Genomic DNA, 10,348 nt, shown 5'->3' on the forward strand with positions numbered 1-10,348 from the left:
CGGGCACGATCGGCGACGCCGTGGCCGCCGCGGTCGTACTGCGGAACGGCGCGGACCCCGTCGGGATGGCCGCGCGCCTCGGGGAGTTCCTCGCCGACCAGTCCGACCTGGGCCCCAAGCAGTGGCCGTCACTGTTGCGGGTGACCGCCGCGCTGCCCCGCACCGCGAGCTTCAAGTTCAGGGCCCGCGACCTGACCGAACGGGGGACGGATCCCGCCGGGGATCTCGTCTGGTCGCGTGCGGACGGTCACAGGACGTTCACGCCGGCGTGAGGTGCCGGTAGGTTCTGCGTGTGAACTCCACACCGCGCCCGAGGGCCGACAGGGTCGATGAGGCCGACAGGGCCGATGAGGCCGACAGGGCCGACAGTGTCGACGATGTGCCCGGCGACGAGGACTTCGGCGTCCCCGCGCTGCCCGAGAAGCCGCTGCTGCGCGGGTGGATCCACGCCGGGACCCTCCCGGTGGCCGTGGTCCTCGGGGTGGTCCTGACCGTCCTGGCGGACGGTGCCGCTCTGAAGTGGGCATGTGCGGTCTTCCTGGCCACCTCGTCGCTGCTCTTCGGGATCTCTGCCCTGTACCACCGCCGGACCTGGGGCCCGAGGGCCACCGCGCTCCTGCGTCGGTTGGACCACTCCAACATCTTCCTGCTCATCGCGGGCACCTACACGCCCATGACGGTCGCGGCGCTCGACCCCCCGGCCAGCACGATCCTCCTGGCCATCGTGTGGTCAGGTGCGCTGCTGGGTATCGCGTTCCGCCTGTTCTGGCTGTCGGCGCCCCGATGGCTGTACGTGGTGCTCTACATCGTCCTCGGGTGGACCGCGGTGTGGTTCGCGGGTGACCTCGTGGAGGCCAACCTCGTGGGGGTCGGCCTCGTCCTCGCCGGCGGTCTCGCCTACACCGGTGGGGCCGTGGTCTACGGTCTCAAGCGCCCGAACCCCGTCCCCGGGGTCTTCGGCTTCCACGAGGTCTTCCACTCCTTCACGGTCCTCGCCTTCGGCTGCCACTGGGCGGCGATGCTGCTGTTCATCACGCAGGCCTGAGCACACGACCACAGCCGCCCCCGTCGTAGAACTCTCGCGCGCACACCAGTGCAGGCACGAGTTCATGGACGGGGGCGGCTGTGCGGGACGGGGCGGCTGTGCGGGACGGGGGCGAAGCCCAGGGGTCAGTCCAGAGATCAGCCCGGTTCAGCTCCGGGGTCAGCCCAGGGTGCCGCGCAGGCGCTCCACCGCCGCCTCGTACTCTCTCGCGATCTGGGCCATCGTCTCGGCGACCGGGACGACACCCTCCAGGGAGCCGATGATCTGGCCCGCCGGCATGGCCACGACCGAGGGATCCTGCGCCTCCGAGATCCGCTGGTGCGCCTCGGCGACGAGGACGTTCTGCAGGGGCATCGGCAGCGGGCTCGGGGCGTCCTCGGCGGCCCACGCCTCGGTCCACTTGCTCTTGAGCAGTCGCGCGGGCTTGCCCGAGTAGATACGGGTCCGGACGGTGTCGGCACTGGTGGCGGCGACCAGCGCCTCCTGCATCGCCCTGGACCCACCGTCGTCGCCGTACTCGGCGGCGGTGAGCCACCGCGAGCCCATCCACGCCCCCTCGGCACCCATCCCGATCACGGCGGCGACCTGTGCGCCGCTGCCGATCCCGCCGGCCGCCAACACGGGGGCGCGGCCGTCGAGCGCGGCGACGATCTCCGGCACCAACACGAGCGTCGCGACCTCTCCGGTGTGGCCGCCGGCCTCGCCACCCTGGGCGATCACGATGTCGACGCCGTTGTCCACGTGCGCGAGCGCGTGCTTCTTGGCGCCGGCGAGCGCGGCGACCTTGATCCCGTTGGCGTGCGCGAGATCCACGATGTGCTTGGGCGGCGACCCGAGCGCGTTGGCGATGAGCACCGGGCGGTGCTTGAGCGACATCTCGACATGGGCCTCGGCGACCGAGTGCAGCCACCCCAGGACGCCGGCGTTGTGCTCGGCGTCGTCCCCGAGAGGCGGCACCCCCAGGTCGTCCAGGACCCGGGACACGAACGCCTTGTGCTCCTCGGGGATCATCGCGGCGATGTCGGAGGTGCTGCCCTCGGTGGGCACCTTGTTGGGCATGACGATGTCGACACCGTACGGCTTGCCGTCGGTGTTCTCGTCCATCCACGTCAGGACCTCGTCGAGCTCGGCCGCATCGTTGTAGCGGACGCACCCGAGGACGCCCATGCCGCCGGCGCGGGTCACCGCTGCGGCGACGGCCTTGGACGGGGTGAAGGCGAAGACGGGGTACTCGATCCCGAATGCCTCCGCGAGGGGGGTACGAATGCTCACTTGCTGATCTCCTGGCTGTCGTCTGCGGGGCGGGACGCGGCGATCTCCGCGGCCCATCGGTAGTCGGGTTTGCCGGCGGGATTGCGCTTGACCGAGGTCTCGACCCACAGCGCCCGCGGGCACTTGTAGCGGGCGATCTCGCGCCGGGCGTGTTCGTTGAGCTCCTCGATCGGCGGGCACTTGCCGTCCCGCGTGTGGAGGACGGCGGCGACCTTGTGCCCCATCCGCTCGTCGGGGATGCCGATCACGAGCGCGTCGTACACGTCGGGGTGCGTCTTGAGGGCGGCCTCGACCTCCTCGGGGTGGACCTTCTCCCCCCCGGTGTTGATGGAGACCGACCCCCGGCCGAGCATCGTCACGGTGCCGTCTGCCTCGACCCGGGCATCGTCACCGGGGATCGAGTAGCGCTTCCCGTTGTAGGTCTTGAACGTGGCGGCGGTCTTGACCTCGTCCTTGTAGTACCCCACCGGGATGTGCCCGGTACGGGCCACCTTGCCGATGACGTCGGATCCGGGTGGGACCTCGTTGCCGTCCGGGTCGAGGACCGTGGTCTCGCCGTCGATCTTCACGCGGGGCCCTCCGGTGTGGGTCTTGCCCTTCTCCGCCAGGGCGATCCCGGAGAAGCCCGTCTCGGAGGACCCGATCGAGTCCGAGAGCATGACGTTCGGGAAGGCGTCGATGAACTGGTCCTTGACCGCGGGCGAGAACAGGGCCGCGGAGGACCCGATGTAGAACAGTGACGAGGAGTCGTACTTCTCCGGGTCCCATTCCTCGATCAGGGGCCGCGCCATCGCGTCTCCCGTGATGAACATGAGATTGATCTTCTGTTCAGTGACGGTCCGCCAGACCGTCTCGGGGTCGAACTCCGGGATGAGCACACTGGTGTGGCCGGCGAACAGAGCCATGAGGATCGCCCACTGGGCGCCACCGTGGATGAGCGGGGGCAGGGCGGTGCGGACCAGCACGCCACCGTCGACCGCCTTGTTCGCGAGCTCCCACTCGTCGGCGACCCTCTCGCCGGTGAGGAAGTCGATGCCGCCGCCGAGGACCATGAACACGTCCTCCTGCCGCCACATCACGCCCTTGGGGGAACCCGTGGTGCCGCCCGTGTACAGCATGTAGATGTCGTCGTTCGACCGCTCGGGGAAGTCACGCTCGGGCGACTGTGATGCCAGCGCCTCGTCGTAGTGGGCGACGGTGACCCCGTCCGGGGTCTGCGGGTCGGGGGTGTCGGTGCCGTCCTCGATGACCACGCAGTGCCGCACCCCCGGCGTGTTGGGAAGGGCCTGGGCCAGCACCTCGGAGTAGCGGCGCTCGTGCACCACCACGACGGAGTCGGAGTTGTCGAGCAGGTACTCGAGCTCGGCGGGGACGTACCGGTAGTTGACGTTGACCATGACCGCGCGGATCTTGAAGATCGCGATCATGGCCTCGACGGCCTCGATGGTGTTGCGGCTGTACACGGCCACCTTGTCGTCCGGCCCGACGCCGACCGACCGCAGGTGGTGCGCGAGCCTGTTGGCCCTGGCCTCCAGTTCCCTGAAGGTGAACGACCGGCCCTCCTGGACCAGGACGACCCGGTCCGGGACGCGATCGACACTGTGCTCGACGAGATCTCCGATGGTGTACGCCATACACCCAAAGTAGAACGTGTTACCGTCGGCCGTGGGCGAAAGCCGTGAACCCGTGTAACTAAATTTTTGGAGGCCCGATGACCCGCGTCGAGACGCCCGAGGACCAGCACCTGCTCACCGAACGGCGGGGACACGTCCTCGTGGTGACCATGAACCGCCCCGAGGCCCGCAACGCCCTGTCCGGCCCGATGATGCGTGGCATGGAGGCGGCGTGGGATCTGGTGGACTCCGACCCGGACATCCGTGCGTGCATCCTCACCGGCGCGGGCGGGTACTTCTGCGCGGGTGCGGACCTCAAGGCCATGAACAAGGACGCGCCGGGCGACAAGTTCGCCGGTGGGGGCTGGGATCTCACCCGCCTGCCCGCGCTACTCAAGGGCCGCCGGTTGAGCAAACCCCTCATCGCCGCCGTCGAGGGCCCGGCGATCGCGGGGGGGACCGAGATCCTGCAGGGCACCGACATCCGGGTCGCCGGCCGGTCCGCCAAGTTCGGCGTCTCCGAGGCCCGCTGGGGCCTGTATCCCCTCGGCGGGTCCGCGGTCCGGCTCGTGCGCCAGATCCCCTACACCGTGGCCATGGAGGTCCTCATGACCGGCCGCCATCTCACCGCCGAGGAGGCGGAGCGGTTCGGGCTGATCGGCCACGTGGTCGAGGACGGTGGCGCACTGGACAAGGCTCTGGAGATCGCCGAGCTCATCGCCGCCAACGGCCCCCTGGCCGTGCAGGGGATGATCGAGACGATCCGCCGCACCGAGGGTATGCACGAGGAGGAGGCCTTCCGCATCGACGCCGAGGTGGGGGGCCGCGTCTTCGCCTCGTCCGACGCCAAGGAGGGCCCCCGTGCGTTCGCGGAGAAGCGCACGCCGGCGTTCCGAGGCGAGTGACCGCGGGCGCGGACCCGGTTACAGGCCCAGCCGGGTCCGCGCCCGGAGCGCCCCGAGGTACCCCGAGGCCAGCCGCTTCTTGGCCGCGGTGAACGGGGGCGTCATGAGCTCGGAGACGTTGACGCCGTAGGAGTGGATGGCCACGGCCCGCTCGTGGCTGAACGTCCGGAAGCCGTAGTGCCCGTGGTACCCGCCCATGCCCGAGTTGCCGACCCCGCCGAAGGGGATGGCCGGGGAGGCCATCCCGATGCCGAAATCGTTACCGTAGATGTTCCCCGAACGCGTGCGGTCGGCCACGATGTCGAAGCGACTGTTCTTCTCGCCGTACCAGTACAGGACCAGTGGGCTGGGCCGCTCGTTGATGTAGCGCACGGCCTCGTCGAGCCCCCGGTAGCCGAAGACCGTGAGTACGGGCCCGAACACCTCGTCCGAGTCGATCTCCATCTCCGGCGTCACGCCGGTGAGCAGCGTGGGGGCGATCTTCCGGAGGGACGCGTCCGGCAACCGCTCCCCCACCGGGGCGGCGTCGCGCCGCACCGCGCCCTTGGCCACGGCGTCCTCGATCAGGCCGACGATGCGCTCGTAGTTGGAGGTGTTGACGATCGCGGTGTATTCGGGATTGCCCACGATGGCCGGCAGGGTGTGGCGCCACTGGTCCAGGACGGTCTCGCAGAAGTCGTCTACGGCGTCCTCCGGGACGAAGACGTAGTCCGGACACATGCACACCTGGCCACCGTTGATCATGCGGGAGGCCGCGATACCGCGCGCGGCCCGGTCGAGGTCGGCGCTGGTGTCCACCACCACGGGATTCTTGCCGCCGAGCTCGAGCGTCACCGGGGTGAGGTTCTCCGCGGCGTCCCTTGCGACGGACCTGCCGACCCCTGGGGACCCGGTGAAGAACAGGTGGTCGAAGGGCAGGACGGAGAAGTCCGAACCGCGCCCGTGCTCGGGTCCCGCGACGGCCAGTTCGTCGACGGCGAAGTACTCGGGGGCGCGGTCGCAGAGCACCTCTGTCGTGTGGGCGGTGACCGACGACGGCCGGATCATCACCCGGTTGCCGGCGGCGAGCGCCGACCCGGCCGGGACGATCGTCAGATAGAGGGGGAAGTTCCAGGGGCCGATGATCCCGACGACGCCCTTGGGATCATGGCGGACCTGCTGGGTGAACCCCGCCGCGTCGAGGGCCCGGGAGACCCGCGTCGGCTTCATCCACCGGGCGAGGTGGCCGCGCTGATGGTCCAGGTCCGGGATCGATGAGGCGATGTCGGTGATCGTGGAGAACGTCTCGGGTCGGCAGCCGTAGTCTTCCCGGATCGCCTCGGTGAACTCGGCCGCGTTGTCCAGCACGAGGCGCTTGAGCCGCTGGATCCGGTCCCGCCGGATCCCGGCGGCGGGCTGCGGGTCGGCGAGGAACGCCTGCTGCTGCCGCTCGAGGATCTGGGCGAGGGTGAGATCACGGGCCGTCGGGGTCCTGGTCATGCGTCCAGAGTAGGTGGCGGTAGGTGACCGACGCCATGGGTACGACGACGAGGGCGGCGGGTGCACCGAGGCGGGGCCGGCCAGTGCCACCGTCGACGAGGCCGTGCCGGCGACATACCGACTGCGGAGCCCCGCCGTCCGCAGACCGCGGGGCTCCGGGGACTCCTCGGTCAGGTCCCGAGCGAGCTCAGGGTCACGACTCCGCCACCGCCGTCGAGAGAACTCGTCAGCGAGCCCAGGCTGCCCGTCGCCGGCTCGGTCGGCTCGGGCTCCGGGTTCACAGTCTTCGGCGTGATGATCGCCTGGCGGGTGTCCTGCGAGGACAGGTAGACGCCGTGTCCGGAGAAGAGAGCGCGGATGGTGCGCTCTCCGTCGGTGGTCGGGTTCCAGGGCAGGCTCGCCGTCCCATCCGGCTGGACCGGAGCGGTGCCGATCAGCTCGTTGCCGTCGTAGAAACTGACTATCCCCCCGGCCATGCCCGCATCGACCGCGGCCCTGAGCATGATCTGCCGCCCTACCTGTGTCGTCGTGATCGGATCCAGCGTGGTCGTGGTCGCCACGTTGCTCGGATCGGCCGCGGCCACGGTGACGGGGATCGCCCCGTTCGACGGGGCCACGCCGCTGCGCCCGGAGAAGGTGGCATCGATCGTGCGTTCGCCTCCCGCCGACGGAACCCAGTCGATGCTCGCGGTGCCGTCCGCTCCGACAGGCGCCGCGCCGATCTGGGAGCCCTCGTCGAGGAACACGACCTCGCCACCAGCCCCCGCCGGCGACACCGTCGCGGTGAGCCGGGTACTCAGTCCGACCTTCGGTGAGCCCACCGCCACGACTGTCACGGTGGAAGCGACGTTGCTCGGCGAGACGATAACGTCACGTACCTGCGACACAGAACCTCCGTGGGTGCCGGTCTGCGCGACACTGGCTCGGATCTGCTTGGCACCCGCGCCGGACGGCACCCACGGAAGCGTCGCCTGATTCGCCGAGACGGTGGCACTGCCGACATTCTGGCCGTCCACGGTGAAGACGACCTGACCACCATCGGGGACGCCGGAGGTCGTGACCCTCAGCGTGACCTGCTGGCCGACCTCCGGGTTGGTGGGCTGTGCCAGGAACACCGAGGTGCCCATTCGCCGGACGGTGATGGTCGGGCCGAGCGACATCGAACCCCGGTACTGCCCCGCGACAGAGGCGAACTCCGCACCCCCGGTCGGGACGCTACCGGCGCCACACAGCACTCGGTAATCCGTCTCCATCCAGAACCCCGGCCCGACGCCTGGCCCACTCCAGTTGGCGCGATTTCCCGAGAACGAGAACTGGCTGTTGGACTCCGTGATCAGAGCACCCCCGGATGCCTGCCCCCTGGTCGTCCCGGCAACCCGCTCGAAACAGGACGGCACGTCACTCCGGACCCCGTAGAGCAGATCGGCCAGCGACGTGCGCTGCACATTGGTCCGCACCGTCACCTGATCCCCGTAGGTCGGCGACGACTCACTCACCGTCCGGTCGATACGGAAACTCGACGCGAATGCGCCCGAGTACGTGGCGCTCGCCGATATCGGCTCCGCCGAGGCGGCACCGGCTCCGCCCACAATGAGAGAAGCAACGGCCGCCATCGCGGTCGCTCCGGCTACGCTCCGGGACGTCTTTCCGTTCCCCATGAACCCCTCCTGGTCTCGATGAACCCCCGTACACGGATCGACGCTGATCGCCGAAGACACGGTGCGCACGGTGTGACGTACGCAACACTAGTGAAGGCAACTTCAGAAATAAACACTCATCTGAACATGAGTCCATGTTTCCGAGCCGTCATGTCCGTGCCGTCCGTAGTGCGCCAATAGACGACAGCCCGCGCACCAACCAATTGAGCGCTTGTCAGATTCCGGCAGAGAGGACGCCGAGTAGTCTCGGCGGAGGATCTGAGCGCAGCAACGCCGCCCGCTCTGGATTCTGGCCAGAACCGCACCACTTCCGTGTCCACGGCCCGGGTCTCGACCGCATCGGTCACGTCGAGGACGCCATCCCGTACCTCACGTGTCGAGCCTTTCCGGCGTGCTCGACGCGCATCAGGCGCGTCCACGCCGGGCTGCCTACTTCGCGTCCGCCCAGTACGGGTCCTTGAGCGTGCGCTTGACCAACTTCCCGTTGGCCTGACGGGGCAGCTCCTGCACCACGTCGATCGACCGCGGCATCTTGAACTTGGCCAGTCGCCCGGAGAGGTCCTCGAGGATCTGGGCCTTGAGCTCGTCGGACTCGACGTATCCCTCGGCCAGCTCCACCACGGCCTTGACCTCCTCACCCCAGTCGGCGTGCGGGATGCCGAACACAGCCACGTCGCGGACCGCCTCGTGGCGGGTCATCTCCGACTCGATCTCGGCGGGATAGATGTTCACACCGCCTGAGATGATCATGTCGTTCTTGCGGTCGCACAGGAAGAGGTAGCCGTCGGAGTCCACGTAGCCGATGTCGCCCATGGTGAACAGCTCGCCCACATAGGTCTTGGCTGTCTTCTCCTCGTCCTGGTGGTACTCGAACTTGGACCCGTGCATCTGGAGATAGACATTGCCGGTCTCGCCGACGGGGAGCTCGTTGCCGTCGTCGTCGAGGATCTTCAGGGTGGTGGTCTTCCACGGCCGCCCCACACTCCCGGGCTTGCGCAGCCACTCCTCGCCCGTGATGGTGCAGCCGCCGCCCTCGGTGCCGGCGTAGTACTCGGTGAGGACGGGTCCCCACCAGTCCAGCATCGCCTGCTTGACGTGCTTCGGACACGGTGCGGCGCCGTGGACGATCGTCCGGAGGCTCGACACGTCGTACTTCGCCCTCACGTCCTCCGGCAGCTCGAGCAGGCGCGAGAACTGGGTCGGGACCATGTGGGACTGGGTCACCCCGTGGGCGTCGATGAGGCGCAGCATCTCCTCAGGGGCCCACTTGTCCATGAGGACCACCGTCTGACCCAGGTTGAGCGAGATCGCGACGAAGTTGAGTACCGCGGTGTGGTAGAGCGGCGAGCCGCAGATGTGGACGTTGTCCGGGCCCTGGATGCCGAAGCCGGCGAAGAAGAAGTAGTTGGGAACTGTCACCTGGTCGGGCGAGGCACCGGTCAGCGGCCTGCGGACACCCTTGGGGCGGCCGGTGGTGCCCGAGGTGTAGAGCATCGGGGCGCCGAGGGTGCGGTCCGACGGCAAGGGGTCCTCCCCTTCTGCCGGGACGGCGAGTTCGGACAGCGGGCGGAACCCGGGCACGTCGCCGATCGCGTAGCAGCGGGCGGGGTCGAGCCCGGCCTCCGTCGCGGCGACGGTGGCCACGTCGGCGAACCTCTCGTCGGCCACGAACACCGTCGAACCCGAGTTCTCGAGGATGTACGCGACCTCCGGCCCCGTCAGGTGCCAGTTGGCGGGAGCGACGTAGAGACCGATCTCGAGGGCGGCGAAGTAGACCTCGAGGAATCCGATGCCGTTCGGCGCCAGCAGGACGATCCCGTCCCCGGCCCCGAGACCCAGTGCGCGCAGTCCCCGGGCATGGCCGTGTGCGGCGTCCACGAGTTCGCCGAAGGTCACCTGACGGCCGGAGGCCTCGATCACCGCGACGCGGTCCGGCTCCGCCTGGGCGATCCGGTAGACGCTGGTGACGTGCTCGCCGGTCCGGGGGTCCGGGACTCCGGCGTCGGCGGGGACAGAGGGTGTGGGTGCGCTCATGACCACCAGACTAGAACGTGTTCCTGTTGGAGGTCCAGGGATTGACCCGGAGGACTATTCTCATCTCATGTCCGCAGACTCCTCCGGAGCCCGGGCGATCCGGGCCACCGACGACGACCGCACCGCGGTCATCACCGCGCTCGACTCCGCGCTGGCCAGCGGCCAACTCGACCAGTTCGAGCACTACGAGCGGGTGCGAACGGCCACGGCCGCACGCAACGTCGACGAGCTGCGCCCACTGTTCGCCGACCTCCAGGGAGTGAGGGTCCGGCTGCACGGCGACGCGGGTCCGATCCCCGCGGAGTCGTTCACGAGAGGCGTGACCACGCAGTGGTCCCCGCC

8 protein-coding genes and 1 pseudogene are annotated in these 10,348 nt (G+C 69.1%); 4 read left to right on the forward strand and 5 right to left on the reverse strand.

Annotated features, from left to right (window positions below; translation table 11 throughout):
- Together G6019_RS04995 and trhA are read left to right on the forward strand one after the other, a co-directional pair.
- A pseudogene (locus tag G6019_RS04995) lies at positions 1–272 on the forward strand (acyl-CoA synthetase); the annotation flags it as partial.
- Between the two features lie 20 nt (positions 273–292).
- Positions 293–1,045: a PAQR family membrane homeostasis protein TrhA gene (gene trhA, locus G6019_RS05000; RefSeq protein ID WP_182613555.1), complete on the forward strand. Its 753-nt coding sequence runs from the start codon at positions 293–295 to the stop codon at positions 1,043–1,045.
- Positions 1,046–1,204: 159 nt separating this feature from the next.
- Here the strand turns inward: trhA and G6019_RS05005 are convergent, their stop codons facing one another.
- Together G6019_RS05005 and G6019_RS05010 are read right to left on the reverse strand one after the other, a co-directional pair.
- A complete protein-coding gene (locus G6019_RS05005; protein ID WP_182613559.1) occupies positions 1,205–2,311 on the reverse strand; it encodes an NAD(P)H-dependent flavin oxidoreductase in 1,107 nt (368 codons plus the stop codon).
- 2 nt (positions 2,312–2,313) lie between these two features.
- The gene (locus G6019_RS05010) at positions 2,314–3,951 is read right to left on the reverse strand and encodes an acyl-CoA synthetase (RefSeq protein ID WP_182613554.1); all 1,638 of its coding nucleotides are present in this window, start codon (positions 3,949–3,951) and stop codon (positions 2,314–2,316) included.
- A 77-nt stretch (positions 3,952–4,028) separates the two neighbouring features.
- Between G6019_RS05010 and G6019_RS05015 the strand changes: the two genes are divergently transcribed.
- Entirely contained in the window at positions 4,029–4,835 is an 807-nt protein-coding gene (locus G6019_RS05015; RefSeq protein ID WP_182613553.1) for a crotonase/enoyl-CoA hydratase family protein, read from the forward strand.
- An 18-nt stretch (positions 4,836–4,853) separates the two neighbouring features.
- Here G6019_RS05015 and G6019_RS05020 read toward each other — a convergent pair whose 3' ends face one another.
- The 3 genes from G6019_RS05020 to G6019_RS05030 all read right to left on the reverse strand — a co-directional run bounded on the left by G6019_RS05020 (position 4,854) and on the right by G6019_RS05030 (position 10,006).
- Positions 4,854–6,314 carry an aldehyde dehydrogenase family protein gene (locus G6019_RS05020; RefSeq protein ID WP_182627140.1) on the reverse strand — a complete coding sequence of 487 codons (1,461 nt, stop codon included), beginning with the start codon at positions 6,312–6,314 and terminating at the stop codon, positions 4,854–4,856.
- A gap of 170 nt (positions 6,315–6,484) precedes the next feature.
- The gene (locus tag G6019_RS05025; protein WP_182613552.1) at positions 6,485–7,810 is read right to left on the reverse strand and encodes an Ig-like domain-containing protein; all 1,326 of its coding nucleotides are present in this window, start codon (positions 7,808–7,810) and stop codon (positions 6,485–6,487) included.
- Between the two features lie 591 nt (positions 7,811–8,401).
- Positions 8,402–10,006 (reverse strand): acyl-CoA synthetase, encoded by a 1,605-nt coding sequence (locus G6019_RS05030; protein WP_182613551.1) that lies wholly within the window; start codon positions 10,004–10,006, stop codon positions 8,402–8,404.
- Positions 10,007–10,073: 67 nt separating this feature from the next.
- Here G6019_RS05030 and G6019_RS05035 point away from each other — a divergent pair.
- The coding region (locus tag G6019_RS05035) for a DUF1707 SHOCT-like domain-containing protein (RefSeq protein ID WP_182627144.1) at positions 10,074–10,348 on the forward strand (275 nt) is incomplete at its 3' end.

This window comes from Dietzia sp. DQ12-76, assembly GCF_014145045.1.
In the GTDB taxonomy this organism is placed as follows: domain Bacteria; phylum Actinomycetota; class Actinomycetes; order Mycobacteriales; family Mycobacteriaceae; genus Dietzia.